The sequence below is a fragment of the Trichococcus flocculiformis genome, from assembly GCF_900113645.1.
In the GTDB taxonomy this organism is placed as follows: domain Bacteria; phylum Bacillota; class Bacilli; order Lactobacillales; family Aerococcaceae; genus Trichococcus; species Trichococcus flocculiformis.
The window spans coordinates 1-20,884 of the sequence record NZ_FOQC01000005.1; the positions used below are offsets into that span (position 1 = coordinate 1).

Below are 20,884 nucleotides of genomic sequence, written 5' to 3' on the forward strand. Positions count from 1 at the left end.
ACCCCTTATACTTTTGGTTTGGTTGCTAACAAGTATATCGTATCTACATGATTTTTTTGTTTATTTCCTTATGCATTTCATTTTACAATTTACCAATAATTCAGGTATGGATATATATTATTAATTTCCGTTGACAGAAAACCACTTCGAAAGTATAATGAAATAGTTGGTTTTGCGGTCATGGCGGAATGGCAGACGCGCCAGCTTGAGGGGCTGGTGGGAGTTACTCCCGTGGAAGTTCGAGTCTTCTTGGCCGCATCAAACAAAAATAGGGTTTCCTTCATCGTACCGATGCCGGAAATCCTATTTTTTTATTCCCATAGCTTGTGAGATAGTTCCCGAAGGATCAAGTTACACTCCTGAAATGGGGTAGAAGCTATTTATTGACTAAGGTAGATTGCTGATGGCATATTGTGCTTGTTCAGCAGTGTAACCTTCGTAAATCAATTGATCATATAAACCTTGATCGGAAAAAGAGGAGTATTCTAAATAATCAAGGGCTGTTTGAAGCGCATTCTGATTCCAGTCCGTAACCACGTTGTCAACAGCGTATTGTGCTTGTTCAGCAGTGTAACCCTCGTAAACCAATTGATCATACAATCCTGGATAAGAGAAAGAAGAGTAGTCCAAGTAGTCAACGGCTGTTTGGAGCGCATTCTGATTCCAATCCGTAACCACGCTATCAATCGCATATTGTGCGGCATCTTCAGGGAACCCTTCGTATAACAGTTGGTCGTATAATCCTTGCTTGGAAAAACTCGAATAATTCAGATAGTCCTCAGCACTACCGACAGCATTTTTAAATTCTCTAGAAACATCCGATTGTGGAGTAGGTTCTTCAACAGGCGCAATTACTGTTTCCTTGCTGGCTGTCGAAGTTGAATCTGAAACTGCTGCTGGAATGGCCGTTGCAGTTGATGAGGCTTCTTCTTAAACTTCACCACCACTGGTTGTTCCGCATGCAGCCAAAACTAAGGCACTACTTAAAAATAACAAATTCTTCTTCATGTTGATTCCTCCAGTTAGTTTTTTATATCAACCGCAGATGCGGTGAATATCACAAAACCAGGAAAACGGTTTGGCTTAAAGAATCACCGATAAATCATGACAGCAACTGCTTGGATTCAAAGTGTCCGGATCTGAAGACTATGCTTCTTTTTTGATGTTAAATGACTTCTTCAATTCCATCCGTATCTTCTTCTAAGAATAGACTCTGGTTAAATTCTTCTGCAATCAACCTTGAGTCAAATTCGGCAGTAGGGTCTACTTCCTCCACATAATGTCGAGTTAAAGGAAGGTTATATTTCATTAATATAATTATACCCTAACAATTGATAAATATTGCAGACAAAATGAAATATTTTACTTAGGAAATTTCGGAAAATTTCTATTTAATATTTGACAGTCTTTTAAGTGTTTCTCAAATGATAGTTCTAGTCAATAAAGAATGATACTGGCCTTTTCATCACCAGTATATCTGTTATAATGGCGTGGATATCTTTTTCCCGAAAGGTATCCAACTACTTTAAATCTCAGAAAAGGAGTGACATTTTTGAAACTACTGCACACTTTAAAACCGATAGCCGCAGTTGTTGCGGGGAATATCATCGTCGCATTTGCGATTGCGGTATTTATCCTGCCGAAGACTCTGATCGCCGGGGGTACGACGGGTCTTGCCATTATTTTGAATCATTTTTTCGGATTGAACATTTCTTTGGTCGTGCTGATTTTTAATGGGTTCATGTTTTTCGTTGGGGCCGCCTTGTTGGGCAAAAAGTTCGCTTTGACGACAATCCTGAGCACGATCATTTTTCCAACGTTTTTAACTTTTTTCCGGACAGTGCCTGCATTGCAGGACATGACAGATGACATCCTACTTTCGGCGATCTACGCTGGCATCCTGTGCGGATTGGGAGTGGGGCTGGTGTTCAAGGTCGGGGCTTCCACGGGTGGGATGGACATTCCGCCGCTGCTCCTGAACAAGCATTTCCGCATTCCGGTTGCGGTGGGGATGTATGCGTTCGACGTCATTTTCCTGCTGGTCCAGGCGTTCTTTTCCAGCATGGAACAGATCCTTTACGGGCTCATCATGGTGTTCCTGACGTCCATCGTCATAAACAAAGTCATGGTCACCGGAACAAATAAGATGCAGCTTTTCATCATTTCCAAAAAGTTTGAGGAAATCAAAGAGGCGCTGCTGTATGTGCAGGATGTGGGTCTGACGCTGGTGAATATCGAAACGGCCTTTGAAGGGGTGCAGCAGCAAGCGGTGCTTTGCGTCATCGAGCAGCGTAAACTGTCCGCCATCAATGCCTTGGTCAACGACATCGATCCATTTGCTTTCGTGATCATCGGACAGGTGCATGAAGTCGCAGGGAAGGGCTTCACACTGGAACGGGAACAAGGTTGATGCTATTGATAAATGAGTACAAAGTAGTTGATTTATAATTGTACATTTTTTCAATTATGGTATGATGTTGCTAAGGAGTAACAAAAATGAGTGTAGTAGGTGTATAGGTGACAGATAAATTGCTAGAAACTCAAGTCAATATTTTTCTTTCTAACTTCAAATGTTGTGCTGATCAAGGGGAAATTGATTATTCAGAAGTAAATTCTAAGACCACTAAGTTCCTGAGAACAATTGGATGGACCAATAAAGCCATGAATAGCTTCATTTTAGAAAATATTGAGTCAAAACATTATTTCAGAGGTCCATCAGAACACCACCATCAAAAGAATCGCACAGTTGTGGAGTTCGGCATGATGCTAGATGATATTCAATTATATGTGAAACTGGAGTTAATTATTGAAAATGAAGATTTTGTTGCGGGATATATGTCTTTTCACCCTCGTGAACAAAAAATTGAACACTTTCCATTAGATAGGACAGGAGAGGTGGAATAGCTATGAATAAAATCATTGAACGATTCTCGAGTGAAACCGGGAAGAATGAGAAATTTGAATATATTGAAATTGAAGAGCAAACAACGGTGAAAGGTGACAATTTTTTGGTGAGTCACGAATATTATAGACGCTTATCGGATGGTGAATTATTCGAACCTTTTGAAAATCCTGATAAAAATTTAGAAAAAGATTATAATCTTTATAGGGAAAAATATAATCTACTTAGTTCAGAAGCAGTAAAAAAGATTAGAAATAAATACAATATGACCATAAGAGATTATGGTGCTGTATTAGGCATTAGTTATAGTAATCTTTCTTCTATTGAGAATGGAAGTATTCAATCTAAATATATTGATAGTTTGATTAGGTTGTCTGAGGATCCAAGTGCGTTCAAAAAATTGGTTGAATCAAGAAAAAATGATTTAACAGATGAAAACTATTTGAGGATAACTGATACAATTGATAAATTAAGTACTTTTTCAATCAGGAAAACTGATAAAATGATAATGGTTATCATCGATTACAATATAGCAGCAGAACACGTAATAGTGCGTGTTACGGATAAGCTGAATTACAAAGCTAAGAAAATTAGTGATGAGGGAGATAAACAATGGACAGAATCAGCTATAATTTCATCGAAACAGCCCTTGAAGATGTTAACTTCAAAATAGTTAATATATCGGGTGAAATTAATGTTGAAAATAATTTTAAAGTGAGTGTCAATATTGAAGACAAGTCAAAAATTAAAGTAACCGGAGTTATCGCGTTGTATAACGGAGATATAGGAACTCCATTCTTAACTGTGACATGTGCAGGATATTTCAATTCGAATAACAGTAAAGAGAACGTGGAGTTACACGAATTTGAGAATCCGGTTAAAATGTTGAACTATGTTATGCCTGAAATAAGTGAATCAGTATCTTTTATTACTCGGAAAGCGTATGGGCATCCGATAGAAATACCTACTGAAGTTCCTGAGGAAATGTTTGAACAAAAAAGTAAGAATGAATCCTAGCAGTTTATGTTGTGCACGACTCTGTTTCAGTTAAATAGTACTACCTAATATCAAAATCGATTATTTGAAGCAAAAAGCCCGAATCTGTCAGGTGAACAGATTCGGGCTTTTTTGTGAAATTCATTTTATAAAAGTTTATGTCAGTACCCGCGCACCGATTTTTTCGGTACGAACAATTGCGGGTTCGTTTTCGCGATGACCACCAGGACCATGATGGTGAATGCGCCGGTCGCCAAGGCGCTGACGCCGTTCATGACGATGGAGTAGAACCATGCGCTCCATCCTTCAGGGGCGTAGGATCCCCAGAAATAGTAGCCGGCAATCGTGTGCCAGAAGTAGCGACCGACCGTTCCAACAATCGTGCCTAATGTGACTTGCCACACCAATGCTTTTTGGTTTTGATCAGCGATTGCTTGTTGGACTTTCTGCGTGTACAGGCCGGCCAAACCGGTGAAACCGAAAGCGATGAAGTACTCGATGAATCCTTGCAGCGGCGTCAAAATGTAGGCCGTCCCGATCAGGATGTGCAGCACACCCCACAGGAAACTGGCGAAGAAGCCGGGGATCAGGCCGCGGCGCAGGCAGTAAAGCATCATCACCGGCGCTCCCACCGTCACGGAAAAACTCGGGCCGATATTGAAAGGAACCAAGGACAACACGGTCGCCAAGGCGGCGATGATGGTTCCTTCGATCCAGATGTTCAGATTTTTTGACATAAAAAAACTCCTCCTTTTTGGGCATAACACACCATCAACAAAGGAGGAGAATGAATTTCATTTCTCAATCACAATCCCTACGCTCGTGCTAACGAACAGGTTCGAAGGGTCAGAATCTATGTTCAATCTCAGCCGCGGACGGCCCCCCTTTGTGAAACGGTCTATTTAGTTACAGCTAACTTTACTACAGTTGGCTTGGTTATGCAAGGTGCACGCTGCACAAAAGCACTTCCGGAAAAACTGCTGCCGGGCTTCGCGTTTGTGCAAAAGGACCTATTTCTGTTTTTTTTCGGCCTGTGCTTTCAGGATGGCTTCGCGTTTCTTTTTCTTTTTGGAATTCAGGTAGGAATCGACCACGCCGCCAGCCAGCATTCCGATACCGAAGCCGATCGTCAGGTTGCCCGCGAAGTAGCCGATTGAAGCGCCTATCAGCATCCCGTACATCGTGTAATTAAAGGAATTCTGCAGTGCTGGATCTTCGTCGACCGGCAGATTTTTCTTGGTCGCCGCGCCAGTATTATTTTTATGCAGTTCCGGTACTTTTGGGGTCACATTTCTGCGTTGGATCTGGTTGCCTTTGTTTTTTTTCGCCATTTAGTGTACATCCTTCCGTCTATCTGACATATGTATTGTCTCCACTGAACATCTTATCAGTTCGTTTCCGGCTCTTCAATAGCCAGCGGCGGTGGATTTTGGCGAAATCGCACAAAAACGGTAAATTCTTCCCAAATCTATGAATCATTAATCTTCTTCGGACAGTTCGATCGGGTCGCCGTTGTCATCCTGGAAATAGCCCTTCAGCACAAAAGCATCATCGCTCGGCCGATAACCGAGGGCAGTTTTGGCCTGTGAGATGTCCAAGCGTGGGAAGCGGTTATCCGATAGCCCGTTCACCAACAGGAACGGCTCAACAAGTTTAGCTTTGAGGGCGCAGTCGACTAAATGGCAAAGGTCCCGTGGAGACAGGTATTCGGCCAAGCCCGCTTCGTCGACGATCGGGTCATCGAGGTTTTCATCAAAGTTGCCGATGCGGATGCCGATGGATTCTTGGCCTTCCGTAAAGGCGAAGTGGCTGGCCAATCCTTCCAGATAGACTTTCGAAACGCCGTAAATATCGCCCGGACGGACAGGTTCATCGACGTGAACCTGCACATTTTTCGGGTAAGCGCTGACGGCATGGATGGAACTGGCGAAGATGATACGTTTGACGAAGTTTTCGTACTTGGAGGATTCCTTAAACAGATAGTAGGGCATTTTGTAGTTCAAATCGATCAGCTCATCGTCAAAAATAGCATCGGGTGAAGGATTGCCGGCCAGATGGATAACGTAATCGATCCCTTCCAGCAGCCCGTCCCAGTTGCCGACGATAGTCAGGTCCAATTCCTTGACGATGGTGCCCTCCAAAAGGGCCGGATCGACGTTATGGAAATGGATATCCACCAAAGTCAGTTCGTAGCTCTCCTTCAGATGATCCGCCAAAATTCTTCCTATATTACCGTTTGCGCCGGTGATCATGATTGTGGTCATTGTCGAAATACCCCCTTGTTTTTTTTACAGTTGCTATCGTGAACGTCTTTGGTTTAACTGTATGCAAGCCACCGGAAAATGTCAAAGGATAGCCCTTACAAAAACGGCGATTCGTCGGACGAAAAGGGAATGTTATATTTGAGTAAAATGTAGGTAAATTAATTGAGACCCGGGCGTTATCCCTGTATAATAGGGGTAAGATGATAGGCAAGGGCAAGACACTTTTCAATCGAAAACGAAGGGGTGAGTCAGATGGACTTGTTGAATTTGCAAATGCGCGCTTTTCAAGGTCAGTGCGGATCTGTTGTGCAACAATCTTCCCATTCATTCTATTGCCCGACAGAGCACGTGCTTTCGCATGTGTTTTTTTGTTGATCCTGAAAGGTACCAGCGGGGCTTATCATCATAATGCCGAGCATCAAACGGGGGTGATGATCATACTACTTTCTCAAAACAAGTCAAAACGGAAAGGAACGGTGATCCGACGCATATCTCCTAGCTGTCAGGTGTGACAGCCATCGTACCGATGAAAGGCGTGAGGCCGGATAGCATGGTAACGTATCACCCGATAAAATGTGAAAATAGAAAAACTGGCGAGGTTCCCTTTCGGGTGCCTCGCCAGTTTTTTTGAATCGGGATTACGCTTTTTTGACGAATTCGGACTTCAGTTTCATAGCGCCGAAGCCGTCGATTTTGCAGTCGATGTTGTGGTCGCCTTCGACCAAACGGATGCCTTTGACTTTTGTGCCGACTTTCAATGCGCTCGAGCTGCCTTTGACTTTCAGGTCCTTGATGACCGTAACAGTGTCGCCGTCCTGCAGCAGGTTGCCGTTTGCGTCCTTGACGATCAATTGATCTTCGTTCGCTGCCTCAGCGGCATCCGCACTCCATTCATGTGCGCACTCGGGGCAGATCAGCATTGTGCCGTCTTCGTAAGTGTAAGGGGAGCCGCATTTCGGGCAATTCGGTAATTCCATCATGATTTTTATTCCTCCGTTGTTTTGATTAACTGTCTTTTTATTTTCCATTTCCGGCCTTTTATCCAAGGCGGAAGATGCTTCTATACTGCCATATTTTCGCCTTGTTGACAATAGAAAATAGACAATATAAGAATAATAACCAATAAGAAGAAAGATAACGGATTGGGAAGGCTCTATATGTGTTGTTGACTGAGGTTGTCCGATAACCATGTAGAATCGGACAACTAGAGCGCAAGCGCTTTATGACATTCCAAAAAGGTCCGGATCGAAGTCATCGATCCGGGCCTTTTCGATCAGATGCTGCTCAACACAACATCCTTCTGTACAGACATTTTCGCTCTGCTCTCTTTAATCGCTACCTGCGCGGAGGCCAAGCGGGCGATCGGCACACGGAAAGGCGAGCAGGAAACGTAATCCAAGCCGATGCTTGAGAAGAAGGCGATGGATTCAGGATCGCCGCCGTGTTCGCCGCAGACGCCCAGCACCAAGCCAGGGTTGGTTTCGCGGCCCAATTTGGCGGACAATTTGACGAGTTTGCCGATGCCCTTGACGTCCAACGAGTGGAACGGATTCGGCTTCAGCAAGCCTTTGTCTTCGTACTCCTGCAGGAACTTGCCGGCGTCGTCGCGGGAGAAGCCGAATCCCATCTGGGTCATGTCGTTCGTGCCGAAGCTGAAGAAGTCGGCTTCCATCGCGATTTCGTCGGAAGTGACCGCGGCGCGCGGGATTTCGATCATCGTTCCGATCAGGTAGGGGATGGTCGCAGCCTTCTCAGAGAATACTTCCTCAATCTCCGCCACGATTTCCGCTTTGACGTAGCGCAGCTCGTCGACGTCGCAGACCAACGGAATCATGATTTCCGGTATGATTATGCTGCCGGTTTCTTCGGCCGCAATGATGGCGCCTTCGATGATGGCGCGCGCCTGCATCCGGTAGATTTCCGGGTAAGTGACGGCCAAACGGCAGCCACGGTGTCCTAGCATCGGATTGACTTCATGTAGCGAATCGATATGCGCCTCAAGTCCCGCCAAAGTGCCTCCCATCGCCTCTGCCAGGGCAACCTTATCAGCATGCGCTGTCGGCAGGAATTCATGCAACGGCGGGTCCAACAAGCGGACGGTCATCGGGCGATCCTGCAGCAAGGCGAACATTTCCTGGAAATCCTGGCGCTGCATTCCCAACAATTCAGACAAGTACTTCTTGCGTTCGTCCAAAGTGCGGGAAAGGATCATCTGACGGACAACCGGAATCCGGTCTTTATGGAAGAACATGTGCTCGGTCCGGCACAGGCCGACGCCTTCCGCGCCCAAGGACAATGCCTGTTTGACGTCGGTTGGGGAGTCCGCATTGGCTTTGACCTGCAGCACTTTCATTTCATTGACCCATTCCATGAAGGTGCTGAATTTACCGCCCAAAGTCGGATTTTGCTTGGCGATGGTGCCGGCGTAGACTCTGCCGGTTGCGCCGTCGATCGACAGCAGATCGCCTTGGTGCAGGGTGACGTCATCGATGACAACTGTTTTGTTTTCTTCATCGATGACGGCTGCGGTACAGCCGGCCACACAGCATTTTCCCAAACCGCGGGCGACGACTGCCGCGTGCGAAGTCATGCCGCCGCGTGCCGTCAGGATGCCTTCCGAACTCATCATACCGGCCAAATCCTCAGGCGATGTTTCGCGGCGGACCAGGATGACTGGCAGGCCGTCCTTTTTTGCTGCTTCGGCAGCGGCTGTGGAGAAGTAGATATGTCCGGATGCCGCTCCAGGTGAAGCGCCGAGCCCGGTCGTCAACAAGGGAGCTTCAGCCAAAGCTTTCGTATCGAAAGTAGGGTGGAGCAACTGGTCCAGTTGGCCGGTTTCGATGCGCATCACGGCTTCCTCTTTCGTGATCAGGCCTTCGTCGGCCAAATCCACGGCCACTGCGACGGCTGCGGCCGCTGTCCGTTTCCCGTTGCGTGTCTGCAGCAAGTATAGTTTCCCTTTTTCGATCGTGAACTCGATGTCCTGCATATCGGCGTAGTGGTCCTCCAGTTTTTCGGCGATGACCTTGAATTCGCTATAGACGGCAGGCATCACTTGCTCCAGTGTGTCGATGTCCAATGGCGTGCGGATACCGGCCACGACATCCTCGCCTTGCGCATTCATCAGGAATTCGCCGAACAGTTTTTTCGCGCCGGTCGCCGGGTTGCGCGTGAAGGCCACACCGGTACCAGAATCGTTGCCGCGGTTGCCGAACACCATGCTTTGGACGGTGACGGCTGTGCCGAGGTTATGCGAAATGTTGTGAATATCGCGGTACAGAATAGCCCTTTCATTATTCCATGAAGAGAAGACAGCCTGGACGGCTTGGTGCAATTGATCCAACGGTTCCTGCGGGAAAGTTTCGCCGGTTTCGCGTTGGTAGACGGCTTTGTATTGCGCGACCAGCTCGGTCAGGTCTTCCAAAGTCAATTGGTTGTCGAACGCGTAACCGTTCTCATTTTTGACTGTATCCAGGATCGCTTCGAAATGAATGCGCGGAACGGATTTCACGACATCGGCGAACATCTGGATGAAACGGCGGTAGCTGTCGAAAGCGAAAGTCGGGTTCTGCGTCTGTTCAGCCAGACCAGCGACAGATGCATCGTTCAGCCCCAAATTCAGGATTGTGTCCATCATGCCCGGCATCGAGAAGGCGGCACCGGAACGGACCGACACCAGCAACGGGTTGGCAGGGTTATGGAAAGATTTTCCGACCGCATTTTCCAGGTCGATGAGGGCGGAATCGATCTGCTGCTTGAGCGCAGCCCAAAGTGTTCGGCCTTCATCGAAATAATGGATGCAGGATTCCGTCGAGATCGTGAATCCTGGAGGGATGGGCAGGCCAAGATTGGTCATCTCGGCTAGGTTGGCGCCTTTGCCGCCCAACAACATCTTTTGTTCTTTTTTGCCTTCTGAAAAACGGTAAACCCATTGCTTCGTCATATGCTTTTCCTCCTTGTGGCTGATTATAGGTTATAGTTGCTTGCGGCTGATATTCATGACATCCATGTAGTGCAGGATGTGGTCTGCGGTTTCTTCGATCGCTTTGTTCGAAACGTCGACGATTTCGCAGCCGATCTGTTTCATGATCTTGTCTGAGTATTCGAGTTCCTCAAGGATGCGCTCCATGCCGGCGTAACTGGCGGAGGGCGGCAGTCCCAGTGTCTTCAGGCGCTCTTTGCGGACTTCATTGAGTTTTTTCGGCGAATTCACCAGGCCGATGATCCGCTCCGGTGCAATCGTGAAGATTTCTTTCGGCGGCTTCGATTCCGGAAAGAGCGGAATGTTCGCGACTTTAACGTTCTTGTTCGCCAGATAGATCGACAGTGGTGTCTTGGATGTGCGGGACACGCCGACCAGCACGATGTCCGCTTTTTCAATGCCGCGCGGATCGCGGCCGTCATCATATTTGACGGAAAACTCGATGGCCTCAACACGGTTGAAATAGTCCTCGTTGAGTTGGCGGTTGATGCCCGGCTTCTCCTTGGCCGGAAGCTGGAACAGTTGACCCAAACCAGTCAAAATCGGACTGTAGATGTCAACGCCGATAAGACCGGACTTTTCGATCTGTCCCATCATGTGATCGGCCATTTCCTTTTTCACGAAGGTGTAAAAGATCATTGCCTTCCCTTCCTCGGAAGCTTTTGCGCAGATATCGTCGATTTCCTCGGTCGTTTGCACGTAGGAATATTTCTTCAGTTGGTAATTTTCCGTCTCGAATTGGTAGAGGGCGGAACGGATCACTACATCGGCCGTCTCGCCGACGGAATCGGATACTAAGTAAATCGCGTAAAGGTCCATTTGCACACTGTCCTCCTAAAGGTCTTTGTTGAATATATCAAGCAACAATCTACTGGCGGTCGATTTCGAAAATTTTCCGATGACCTCTTTTTTGCCGGTCTCCTCATAAACAGGACGGGAAAGCACCGGCAAACTGTCGACGCGATGGGTGACGAGCAGTTTCGTGGCATCGACAACGAGCGTGTCGCTGAAGACGGTATATAGATTCGGCATCTTCGTCATCACCATTCCGACCGGGATGGCATTCAGATCGGAGTCGCCCAGAGCGCTTTTGAGCAGATCTTTGCGGGAAACGATCCCGAGTATTTCCCGGTTGTCGGTGACATAAAGGGAACCGCAATCCTCAAGGAAAAGCTGGATGATGGCGTCCTGGATGCTCGTTTCTTTGGTGAGGTTGACCGAGATGGCCATTACCTTTTCGACTTTTTGTTTGGCGATCTGTTCGACCAGCACGGAGTTGGTGTGCTCCTCGTTGATCAGATAACCGACTTTCGGTTTGGCCTGTAGGATGCCGCTCATTGTCAGCAGCGAAAAGTCGGGCCGCAGCGTCGCCCGTGCAAATCCTAGTATGGACGCAATCTTTTCACCGGAAATCGGCTGTTGTTTCTTGACGATTTCGATGATCTGTTTTTGCCTGTCAGTGAGTTCCATTTTTACACCTCAATTCTTAATGTGATGTGTTAATGAATATATAGTATGTCACATTGAAAGTGTTGTCAACAAAAAGTGACATCTTTTTGCTGGGATGTATCGGACATTCTGTCCCGTCCGACAATCCAGGAGCCATTTTTGTAGCCTGATCAACAACGGTCTATGGTAAACTTATAAAGACTAAGCGAGCGAGGATGTGGACCGAGAATGATTTCAGTGGGATACAATATGCAAGAAATAAAGGATATGACATACAGCAACACGACCTTCCAGAAAGGGATGCAATTGTTTGAAAGCGGGGCACTGCGGCAATACACAGCCAACAGTGCTGAAAATGCCTTTTACGCAGATATCAAAGGGACAAAAAAGTACGAAGTAGAGGTTTATCTGGATGAATATGCAGAAATCGATGATTACTATTGTTCCTGCCCGGCCTTCGAAAGCTATCCGGGGCCTTGCAAACATGTTGTGGCCTTCCTTTTGGCGATCCTCAATTCTTCTTCGGACTACAGGAAGGAACGGAAAACCGCAAGTAAACCAACAGCTATAGCCAATAAGTCCAGCAGCTACGATGTCGAACAGACGAAACGTTTGCTGGACGTGCTTCAATTCGAATTGCTTGAGGAGAACAACCTGTTCGACAGGGTGCCGATCCAAGTGGAATATACGATGGTCATGTCCGACCTGCGCTATGGCCAACACTACAGCCTGAAGATGCGGGTAGGCGCCGGGCAGTTTTATCTGGTGAAGGATTGCGACTATGTCATCAAATGTATGTTGGTTGGGAAAGAGCTTCCGTTCGGGAAAAAATTCACTTTTTCGCCGGACAAACATGAATTATCAGCGGAAGACCGTGCAATTTTTCTTCTTTTGAAGCAAATCATCGATGCTTCGGCCACATCCGCTCGCGACTATCGATCGAGCGAGGATCGCAAAGAAATCACAATTCCGGCGAGCATGGTGAAGAAATTATTGGAAAAGCTGGCGAATTGTCCGCTTGTTTTCATCAAAACAAATCCCTACCAGACCCAAGGGAGAGCGTTGTTGCCGGAACAACTGGTGCAGGATTTTGATCAGCTTCCGATCAGTTTCGCGCTGAGTGAATTGCCGAAGGGAGGGCTTCTCTTTGAAGAAACAACGGAAGTTTCATCCGAGAATATTTTTTTCAACCAGGCGGACATCTTCCTGATTGACGGAAATTTCTACTTTTTGACCGAAAGCATGAAGGACCGTTTAAACAGTATCTATACAGCCATTTCACAATCCGGGCATGAAGGCTTGCATATCGCACCGGACTCCGCGGGTGATTTCTTGGCGATAGCTGTGCCGGCTTTGCAGAAGCTTGTGACCATCTCGCTAGCGGAATCCGTGCAATCGACCTACCAACGCTTCCCATTGAAGGCGGAACTTTATCTGGACTGGAAACAGGAAAAGCTGATCATGGAATTGTTTCTCAATTACGGGGAAATAAAGATTGATGCCGCAAAAGAAGGCTTGGCCCATAAAGATTTGACTCCGGATACGGTCATCAGGGATCGGATTGCCGAAAGCATCATGATCCAAACGTTCAGCGATTGTGCAAATAATGCGTTAAAGTTTGATGGATTGCTCTATCTGGATGCCCTGGACGACATCATGTCGTTCCTTTACGAAGGCCTGGAAAAACTAGCTCCGCACTGCGGAATATTCACGACAGCAGCCGTTGAGAACCTGCTTTACCAACCCAGCAGGCCGCCGAAAGTCGCCATCGAAGTCAACAGCCAGTCACGTCTTTTGGATGTGACGTTCAGCACCGATGAAATCAATGTGGAGGACCTGAAACAGATGGTCAGGCAGATCGCCCAGAACAAAAACTATCACCGCCTATCAAACGGGAAAATCGTTAATTTGCGCCAAAAGGAAATCAAGGAGCTGACCGATGCGGTCGTGCAGCTGGACGTACCTTTGAAGGATCTGAAAAAAGAGATGTCACTGCCGCTCTATAAGGCGTTCGGTGTGGATACCAATGCGGGGGTCGTCCACCAGGATGAGGATTTCATGACGCTCATCAATCGGATGGAGAGGCCCGAAAAAATCGACTTCGAACTGCCTGAGGATTTGACAGCGACTTTGCGCCCGTATCAGGAAACAGGATACAAATGGCTAAAGGGGCTCGATCACTACGGCTTCGGCGGCATCCTTGCGGACGACATGGGGCTCGGCAAAACGCTGCAAGTCATCAGCTTCATCGCCGGCTCGCTCGGGAAAGGCGACACCAAACCTTATTTGGTCATCTGCCCTTCCAGTGTGCTCTACAATTGGCAAAAGGAATTCCAACAGTTCGCGCCAGACATCAAAACCCGGCTCATCACCGGCATGAAGAGCGAAAGAAGGGACACGATCGCAACTGCAATCGCAGAAAATATTCCGGTATGGATCACCTCCTATCCCTTGCTTCAGCGCGATGAGGATCTTTATGAGGGGCTGGCTTTCCGTACCGTCATCCTCGATGAAGCCCAGAGCGTCAAAAACGCCACAGCGAAGACGACAAAAGCGGCTTCCGCGCTGAACGCCAACAACAAAATCGCTTTGAGTGGGACGCCTGTCGAAAACGCGTTGTCCGAACTCTACACCATTTTCAGCATCGCGCAGCCCGGACTGTTCGGGACGAAAAAGGACTTCAAACAGATGGATCCGGCGCAGATTGCCAAGAAAGTCAAACCGTTCATCCTGCGCAGACTGAAAGCTGATGTGCTGAAGGATCTGCCGCCGAAAATCGAATCGATTTCCTACATCGAAATGACCGAAAAACAAAAGACCGTCTACTTGTCGCAGCTGCAGTTGATGCGCCAGGAAACGAAAGAGATGCTGGATGCGGATACGCTGAACGAGAACCGGATCAAAATCTTGGCGGGCCTGACACGCCTGCGCCAAATCTGTTGCGATCCGGCTTTGGTCATGGCCGACTACACAGGTGGTTCCGGGAAATTGGACAGGCTGATGGAATATTTGGCGGAAGCCAAAGAGAACGGCAGACGCGTCGTGTTGTTCTCCCAGTTCACGCAAATGCTGGCAATCATCCGTGAGAAACTGGATGAAACGAGCGAAGCCTATTTCTATCTCGATGGCCAGACGCCGAATCAGGACCGGCTGGCTTTGACGACCCGCTTCAACGAAGGCGAAAAGGATCTTTTCCTGATTTCCCTGAAGGCTGGCGGGACCGGCCTTAACTTGACTGGAGGGGATACCGTCATCCTTTATGATTCCTGGTGGAACCCTGCGGTCGAGAGCCAGGCGACCGACCGCGTGCACCGTTTCGGCCAGAAAAAGGTCGTGCAGGTCGTTCGCCTGATCGCGACCGGTACAATTGAGGAACGGATCAATGAATTGCAGGCGAAAAAACGCGAAATGATCGATTCCGTCATCCAGGCTGGCGGCCAATCGGTCACCTCCTTGTCGAAGGAAGAATTGATGCAGCTGCTGGAAATATAGATCTTGCTATAATGAATCGGCGTGGGCTGCTCGCAGGCTGCGCACAAGCCAATAATGTTTTGAGAAGGAAGGGGGATTTGGATGACGGATACACCTAATCCGGAAATGGATTTTGAATTATACATGGATACAGCGGTCCTGGCCGGACAAATCATGCTTGAAAGCAACGCGGAAACGTACCGTGTCGAGGATACGGTGACACGCATCTTGAAGAAGACCGGGCTGCAGATGACCGAAGCATTGGCTTTGACCACCGGGCTGGTGGCTACGCTCGACAGTCCGAATATGCATGCGATTACGGTCGTCAAACGGATTACCGAACGCACGACGAACCTGAACAGGGTGTCCCGTGTCAATGCCGTTTCGCGGAATTTCGTCGAAGACAGATTGACGATCCAAGAGGCTTACGATGCGCTGCAGAACATCGACGAAATCCAATACAGCAGGCGTCAGAAAAGCTTTGCTCTGATCGGCTTTATCCAATTGTTCATCTTTTTGATGGGTGGCACCTTTTACGACTTTTTGGCGATGCTTCCGGTCAGCGCCACAGTTTCGTTTGTACTGCACACCGCGGTCAAATGGAAAATCCGCCCATTCATCCAAAACCTGGTCTCCAGTTTCGTAATTGCTGTGATGACGGCCATTTTGTCCGAGCTGTTGACCTTTCCGATTCAACCGGATACGATCATCATCAGTGCCATCATGCCATTGTTGCCGGGAACGGTATTGACGAACGGCATCCGTGATACTTTCCGCGGGGACTACATGTCGGGAGCTGCAAAAATATTGGAGGCCTTTGTGATCGCGATATTCATTGCGATCGGCATCGGTGCCGGCTTGGTCGTCGGCGGCGAGGTGATCCGGTGAGTGTGCTGCAAATTGCTTTGGAAATGGTCGTTGCTTTCGTGGCCGTTTTCTTTATCGCCGTCACTTTGGAAGCACCAAAACGGACTTTGCGTTATGGCGCTTTGGCAGGTGGGTTAGGTTGGGGTGTCTACCTTGTCGGCCTATTGTTCATGGATATCGTCGCAGCCACTTTTATGGCCAGTCTGTTCATTGCCTGGATCGCGCACCTGTTAGCGCGTTTTCTGAAGACGCCTGTGACGATCTATTTTATCCCTGCCTTCATCACCTTGGTTCCCGGAACAGGCGTTTATCAATCGGTATATTCCTTCATCAACAAAGATTATGCAGTGGCGCAGCAGCACTTGGTCCTCACGCTGCAGATATCGGGTGCCATCGCGCTGGCGATCTTCATTGTTGACAGCCTTTTCGGGCTCTTGTCCAGGATAAAGGCATCCAAGAAGAACAGTCCGGTCAAATAGGTTTTGTGACACAGAGTTGTAAACTGGATTTAACGTTTCCGTATCGCAAACATGATAAACTTGTATCATTCAGAAGGAGGCAACTGCATGTCAGAGAACAATCAAAAACCGACCAGACAAGAATTACACCGAAATCATAAACGCAATAACCTGCTTGTCGTTGTAGGAATCATCGCAGCCGCATTTTTGGGGCTCGTGCTGCTCTATAACATTTTTTACGGAAATGATGAAACACCATCCATAGCGGCCAATAATCAAACGAATTCACAAAACAGGATCATCACCGAATCGGATGATTCCAGCAAAACGTCCGACTCAGCCAAAGATTCTTCGGAAAAAGAGCAAAGTAGCGATACAGAAGAGCCGGAAGAAGATGACGAGGCGGAAACAAAAGAAGTGCCATCAACCGATGAGAACGTCGCAAAAGCATACACCGGCGATTGGGAACCGATCGGAACGTCCCAAACCGGTGAGCACAGCGCTACCGATTACACCGACGGATCTGCTGACCGCATCGAAATTAAGCAAGCTGTTGCCGCCGCAACAGGCATCAGCGCCGATAATATGATTGAATGGTGGATCGGCAATGCCGGCGACCAGCAAGTCACTGCCACAGTCTCGGATACACAGAAAGAGAAAATCGCGCGCGTCCAACTCAAATGGGTCGACGGCGAAGGCTGGCAAGTTACGCTTGTGGAAGAGCTGAACGAAATACCGAACAATTGATCAACACACGAAGGCGCTCTATTTTACAGGGCGTCTTTTTTCGCGTTGCTTATTTAGAAATGATTCTGTACGAAATGTTCGTTTTGGGGTAAACTGTTTCTGAATAGGAAACAGTTGAGGAGTGTCAAAAAATGGAAGAAGAGAAAAAACCTTACGGAACAGTCTTGCTGAAAGCCGCTAAGATCATCGATCATCTGTCAAACAGCAAAGAAGCCCAGAGCCTGGCCGTCATTGCAGCCAACACGGGACTGTCCAGTCCGACGGCACTGAAAATTCTGGACACATTGCTTTTGATCGGATACGTGGAAAAAGATGAGCAGACGAAGCGTTTTACCTTGGGCAGCGCGCTGATCCGCCATGCGAACAACCGGCTGGCGAATCTGGACATCATCAAAATCACCGAGCCTTATCTGCGGAATCTGCAGGCCGGTCTGGATGAAACGGTTCACTTAGGCATCCTGGACAAGGATGAGGTCCTCTACGTCAACAAATTGGAGACACAAAAAGCGATTGCGAACATCAATTCCCGGATCGGCAACACCAACCATCTCTACAGTTCGGCCATGGGCAAGGCGATGCTGGCTGTGTTCAGTGAAGAGGAGTTGGAGGCCTATCTAGGGCGAGTCGAACTGGTCGCGGACACACCGAACACGATAACAGATCGCGCTGTTTTGAAAGAGGAAATCAGGAACGTTAGGATGGCCGGTTTTGCAACTGATGATGAAGAAAACGATCTGGATGTCATCTGCATCGGGGCTGCGCTTGTGGTCGACAACAAACTCTATGGCGCGTTCAGCGTCAGTACGCCGAAATACCGTTTCGATCGCGAGAAGACCATCGCGAAAGTGCTGGAAACAAAAAAGAACCTGCTGGCCGAATTGGGCAAGACGAAAACTTTTGGCTGACAATTGAAGAAGGACGGAGCTGTCTCAAGCGAGGCAGTTTTTTTGGTTTAGGATGGTATGATTATTGATTTGGTGTTCGCGTTTGTAGGTGACGGTCTGCAGTTCAAATGTCAATAAAATAGAAATTCGCTCACATAGGTGTTGAAATAACCAAAAGGAAACCGTATAATGAAACCAAGGTATTTCCTAAAAGAAAACTATATTTCCTATATGGAAACTAAATGGGTTTTATGTCCTGCATTTCAGGTCGGTTGCATCATACCGGAAAGAAGAATGTAACCGCGTTCATGAAAACTAACAATATAATCGGGAGCGTGCGAAAAGATGAGTAAAATTTTGACATTGGGTGAAATCATGTTGCGCCTATCTACAGATCCAGGAACATTGATGACCTATTCCACAAATTTCACCGGGCATTACGGCGGCGGGGAAGCGAACGTCGGCATCAGTCTGGCGAATTTCGGGCATGAAGTGGCTTTCGCAAGCAAAGTGCCGGCCAATCCATTGGGGGTTGCGGTCCGGAAACATCTGAAGAGCTACGGAATTTGTACTGCTTTGCTGAGAAAGGGCGGCGAACGCCTCGGCACCTATTATTTGGAAAGTGGCGTGGGGGAACGTGCCGCTTCGGTGGTCTATGACCGTGCCCATTCAAGTTTTTCCAGCATGGAAGCTTTGGAATGGGATTTCGACGAGCTGTTCGAGGACGTGAACCTGTTCCATATTTCCGGCGTAACTGCCGCGCTCACCAAGGAGTGGGCCGCGTGGTCGGTCGATTTGGTGCGGGAAGCGAAAAGACGCGGGATAAAAGTCAGTTTCGACATCAATTACCGCGCCAAACTATGGACGCAAGCTGAATGCGGGGCTTTCCTGGAGCAGGTCTTGCCGTTGACCGACTATCTTTCCGCGGGTAAATTGGATGCTTTGTATCTGATGGGGATTCCGGAAAATACAAGCGAGCAGGAAGATGTGACGTATTATTATGAGAAGATGGCGGAAAAATATCCGAACATCGAAGTCTTCTACTCCACTATCCGTCAGGTGCATTCCGCCAGCCACAATGTGCTCCAAGGAACGATGTGGCGCAAAGGGGAAACCACTTTTTCGAACGTGCACACGATCACACCGATCGTTGACCGGGTCGGCGGCGGGGATGCATATGCGGCAGGGATTCTGCACGGGATTCTTTCCGGATATACAGCCGAGCATACCGTTGATTTCGCAATTGCTGCATCCAGCATGAAACACACGATCCACGGAGACTGCAACCAGTTTTCCGCAGAAGAAGTGGAAGACTTCAAGAATTCAGAGTCCGGTGCGATCAAAAGATAAGAAAATAGACATTAAAAAAGCAAGCATTCGGTCAAAAAACCGGATGCTTGCTTTTTTCTTCTTCTTTCGGCTATAGAGTCGGAATGCTCTCAAAGTCAGATGAATTCGCAGTCGTATTGCAACTCCATCTGCTTCATTTCGTGGTAGCTCACTTGGTCGAGCGTCATGGAAGCCAACAACAGATTGAAGTCATCGCGGGCTTCCGGATCGGAGGCAGCCCAGATGAGTGTATGCGCCGCCTCGTCCTCGCCGAGGTCCTCCGAAAAATCGACCATACTGTCGCGCCATTTGATATAAGCTTCGTATTGTCCAGGTTTCATTTTGTATCCCCCATTGTTTTCATTTGATGATATAGATCATTTCGATTTCGCGTTTTTCGAGATCGGTGGCGCGCTTCATGAAGCCTGCGTTTTCAAGCGTTTCGCGTCCCCATTGGTTACCAATCTGGACGGATGCCTGCAGCAGCGAGCAGCTGAATTGCGTTTCAATCCATTTGGCGATTTCCCGGAGACTTTCGGAACCGAAACTTTTGGATTGGAAAGGGTGGCCGATCATAATCTGTTCGAGCGTCATGATCGCCGCCTTTTGTTCTTTTTTGACGAACGCCAAGCCGACCAGCTCTTCCCCCGCGTATAGGGCGATCGGGAATAATTCTTGCGGTCCGACATAGGCCAACGCGATCATTTCAGCGTTCGGCCGGACGTATTTGCGCTGCCAATCATCGACGGATAAGGCAAGCGCGTCTTCGATATTATCTATGGAAAGATTCCGTATAGTAATCATTTTTTACCCCTTATTCGTTTGTTATTTTCTGGTTCTGTATCAAAGGTGATGAGATACGATTCCATCCAATTGCCGCTGCTTTTCAAGGCGAAGTAGCCCAGGATAGCGACGATTGCTGCGGCGCTGCAGTTCACGATCAGGTCACCCATCGTATCCGACAAAGCTGCTTGCCCGATCAGAGGGATACCATCGACTGTGGCAGTCCGTTGGGTATTCTGACCCATGACGCTGTCGGCGAAATACTCATAGAATTCCCAGAGCACTCCCAGTGTCGTAGCCAGACAGAAAGAAAAAAGCGAAGACAAAACCGGTGTCAGATTCAATCTTTCGATGCCGCCCTCCTGCAGGTTGGCGATGACGGAAAATCCAAGCACCGCGAACAGAGCGGAACTCAAGGCATGCTGGAGGGTATCCCATTCGGCAACCGTGTCATAGAACCCGCCAAGACTGCCCAGCAAGAGCGCCAAATAGAGAAACACGGCATAGATGAAGGTGATTCTTTGAGGTAAAAGGATTCGGGTATGCTTCCGCAGGAGCGAAGGGAAGAGCAGCGCAACCAATCCAAAGCCTGCTTGAACGAGCCGCAAGAAATGCTCCGTTTGCTTTTCTGTGCCTCTCGTTTGGAGGAACCTTACAAATTCATATCCAGTGATCAGGATAAAACTCGCAAAAATGAACAGGATGACTAAATAACTGAATTTTTTCAGCTTCTCACGCATGGTTTTTCAGCC

General features: G+C 48.0%; 22 protein-coding genes, 1 tRNA gene, 1 pseudogene and 1 riboswitch. Of the genes and pseudogenes, 11 read left to right on the forward strand and 13 right to left on the reverse strand.

Annotated features, from left to right (window positions below):
* The first annotated feature begins 174 nt into the window (after positions 1-174).
* A tRNA-Leu gene (locus tag BMZ71_RS03450) sits at positions 175-258 on the forward strand.
* 129 nt (positions 259-387) lie between these two features.
* On the opposite strand, the gene BMZ71_RS15250 is transcribed toward BMZ71_RS03450, so the two are convergent.
* The 3 genes and pseudogenes from BMZ71_RS15250 to BMZ71_RS15510 form a co-directional block, all read right to left on the reverse strand.
* A complete protein-coding gene (locus BMZ71_RS15250; protein ID WP_093234111.1) occupies positions 388-678 on the reverse strand; it encodes an Ltp family lipoprotein in 291 nt (96 codons plus the stop codon).
* A gap of 12 nt (positions 679-690) precedes the next feature.
* Positions 691-903 (reverse strand): annotated as a pseudogene (locus BMZ71_RS15425) (Ltp family lipoprotein); the annotation flags it as partial.
* Between the two features lie 27 nt (positions 904-930).
* A complete protein-coding gene (locus BMZ71_RS15510) occupies positions 931-1,008 on the reverse strand; it encodes a lipoprotein (RefSeq protein ID WP_370684625.1) in 78 nt (25 codons plus the stop codon).
* Positions 1,009-1,552: 544 nt separating this feature from the next.
* Between BMZ71_RS15510 and BMZ71_RS03460 the strand changes: the two genes are divergently transcribed.
* The 4 genes from BMZ71_RS03460 (at position 1,553) to BMZ71_RS03475 (ending at position 3,919) form a co-directional block, all read left to right on the forward strand.
* Entirely contained in the window at positions 1,553-2,410 is an 858-nt protein-coding gene (locus BMZ71_RS03460) for a YitT family protein (RefSeq protein WP_177187478.1), read from the forward strand.
* A 107-nt stretch (positions 2,411-2,517) separates the two neighbouring features.
* A complete protein-coding gene (locus BMZ71_RS03465) occupies positions 2,518-2,904 on the forward strand; it encodes a hypothetical protein (RefSeq protein ID WP_086988260.1) in 387 nt (128 codons plus the stop codon).
* 2 nt (positions 2,905-2,906) lie between these two features.
* Positions 2,907-3,575, forward strand: a complete 669-nt coding sequence (locus tag BMZ71_RS03470) for a helix-turn-helix domain-containing protein (protein WP_086988259.1) — start codon at positions 2,907-2,909, stop codon at positions 3,573-3,575.
* Positions 3,515-3,919, forward strand: coding sequence for a hypothetical protein (locus BMZ71_RS03475; RefSeq protein WP_086988258.1), 405 nt, complete (start codon positions 3,515-3,517; stop codon positions 3,917-3,919). The genes BMZ71_RS03470 and BMZ71_RS03475 overlap by 61 nt, the downstream gene beginning before the upstream one ends.
* Before the next feature lie 140 nt (positions 3,920-4,059).
* On the opposite strand, the gene thiT is transcribed toward BMZ71_RS03475, so the two are convergent.
* The 7 genes from thiT to BMZ71_RS03510 form a co-directional block, all read right to left on the reverse strand.
* Positions 4,060-4,635 carry an energy-coupled thiamine transporter ThiT gene (gene thiT / locus BMZ71_RS03480; RefSeq protein WP_086988257.1) on the reverse strand — a complete coding sequence of 192 codons (576 nt, stop codon included), beginning with the start codon at positions 4,633-4,635 and terminating at the stop codon, positions 4,060-4,062.
* A 57-nt stretch (positions 4,636-4,692) separates the two neighbouring features.
* Positions 4,693-4,794, reverse strand: a riboswitch (TPP riboswitch).
* A gap of 114 nt (positions 4,795-4,908) precedes the next feature.
* Positions 4,909-5,229, reverse strand: a complete 321-nt coding sequence (locus BMZ71_RS03485; protein ID WP_086988256.1) for a hypothetical protein — start codon at positions 5,227-5,229, stop codon at positions 4,909-4,911.
* Positions 5,230-5,376: 147 nt separating this feature from the next.
* On the reverse strand, positions 5,377-6,162 hold the full coding sequence (locus tag BMZ71_RS03490; RefSeq protein ID WP_086988255.1) for an NAD-dependent epimerase/dehydratase family protein: 786 nt from the start codon (positions 6,160-6,162) through the stop codon (positions 5,377-5,379).
* A 638-nt stretch (positions 6,163-6,800) separates the two neighbouring features.
* Positions 6,801-7,139: a zinc ribbon domain-containing protein YjdM gene (locus tag BMZ71_RS03495; protein ID WP_218142761.1), complete on the reverse strand. Its 339-nt coding sequence runs from the start codon at positions 7,137-7,139 to the stop codon at positions 6,801-6,803.
* 296 nt (positions 7,140-7,435) lie between these two features.
* A complete protein-coding gene (gene ppdK, locus BMZ71_RS03500) occupies positions 7,436-10,105 on the reverse strand; it encodes a pyruvate, phosphate dikinase (RefSeq protein WP_086988254.1) in 2,670 nt (889 codons plus the stop codon).
* Between the two features lie 30 nt (positions 10,106-10,135).
* A complete protein-coding gene (locus BMZ71_RS03505) occupies positions 10,136-10,963 on the reverse strand; it encodes a pyruvate, water dikinase regulatory protein (RefSeq protein WP_086988253.1) in 828 nt (275 codons plus the stop codon).
* Between the two features lie 15 nt (positions 10,964-10,978).
* Complete coding sequence (locus tag BMZ71_RS03510) at positions 10,979-11,614, reverse strand: helix-turn-helix transcriptional regulator (RefSeq protein ID WP_086988252.1); 636 nt, start codon at positions 11,612-11,614, stop codon at positions 10,979-10,981.
* A gap of 228 nt (positions 11,615-11,842) precedes the next feature.
* Here BMZ71_RS03510 and BMZ71_RS03515 point away from each other — a divergent pair, with 228 nt between their 5' ends.
* The 6 genes from BMZ71_RS03515 to BMZ71_RS03540 all read left to right on the forward strand — a co-directional run bounded on the left by BMZ71_RS03515 (position 11,843) and on the right by BMZ71_RS03540 (position 19,370).
* The gene (locus BMZ71_RS03515; RefSeq protein WP_177187479.1) at positions 11,843-15,085 is read left to right on the forward strand and encodes a DEAD/DEAH box helicase; all 3,243 of its coding nucleotides are present in this window, start codon (positions 11,843-11,845) and stop codon (positions 15,083-15,085) included.
* Between the two features lie 81 nt (positions 15,086-15,166).
* Positions 15,167-15,952 (forward strand): threonine/serine exporter family protein, encoded by a 786-nt coding sequence (locus BMZ71_RS03520; protein WP_245734375.1) that lies wholly within the window; start codon positions 15,167-15,169, stop codon positions 15,950-15,952.
* Positions 15,949-16,410, forward strand: coding sequence for a threonine/serine exporter family protein (locus BMZ71_RS03525; RefSeq protein WP_086988250.1), 462 nt, complete (start codon positions 15,949-15,951; stop codon positions 16,408-16,410). The genes BMZ71_RS03520 and BMZ71_RS03525 overlap by 4 nt, the downstream gene beginning before the upstream one ends.
* Before the next feature lie 87 nt (positions 16,411-16,497).
* Positions 16,498-17,136 (forward strand): YrrS family protein, encoded by a 639-nt coding sequence (locus BMZ71_RS03530; RefSeq protein WP_177187480.1) that lies wholly within the window; start codon positions 16,498-16,500, stop codon positions 17,134-17,136.
* Positions 17,137-17,267: 131 nt separating this feature from the next.
* Positions 17,268-18,041 carry an IclR family transcriptional regulator gene (locus BMZ71_RS03535; RefSeq protein WP_068561737.1) on the forward strand — a complete coding sequence of 258 codons (774 nt, stop codon included), beginning with the start codon at positions 17,268-17,270 and terminating at the stop codon, positions 18,039-18,041.
* A gap of 324 nt (positions 18,042-18,365) precedes the next feature.
* The gene (locus BMZ71_RS03540) at positions 18,366-19,370 is read left to right on the forward strand and encodes a sugar kinase (protein WP_086988248.1); all 1,005 of its coding nucleotides are present in this window, start codon (positions 18,366-18,368) and stop codon (positions 19,368-19,370) included.
* Positions 19,371-19,465: 95 nt separating this feature from the next.
* Here the strand turns inward: BMZ71_RS03540 and BMZ71_RS03545 are convergent, their stop codons facing one another.
* From BMZ71_RS03545 to BMZ71_RS03555, 3 genes are read right to left on the reverse strand one after another with little or no spacing between them, the layout of a single operon-like run.
* Positions 19,466-19,690: a hypothetical protein gene (locus BMZ71_RS03545; protein WP_086988247.1), complete on the reverse strand. Its 225-nt coding sequence runs from the start codon at positions 19,688-19,690 to the stop codon at positions 19,466-19,468.
* Positions 19,691-19,709: 19 nt separating this feature from the next.
* Complete coding sequence (locus BMZ71_RS03550; protein WP_086988246.1) at positions 19,710-20,153, reverse strand: GNAT family N-acetyltransferase; 444 nt, start codon at positions 20,151-20,153, stop codon at positions 19,710-19,712.
* Entirely contained in the window at positions 20,150-20,872 is a 723-nt protein-coding gene (locus BMZ71_RS03555; protein ID WP_086988245.1) for a DUF2238 domain-containing protein, read from the reverse strand. The genes BMZ71_RS03550 and BMZ71_RS03555 overlap by 4 nt, the downstream gene beginning before the upstream one ends.
* Between the last annotated feature and the right edge of the window lie 12 nt (positions 20,873-20,884).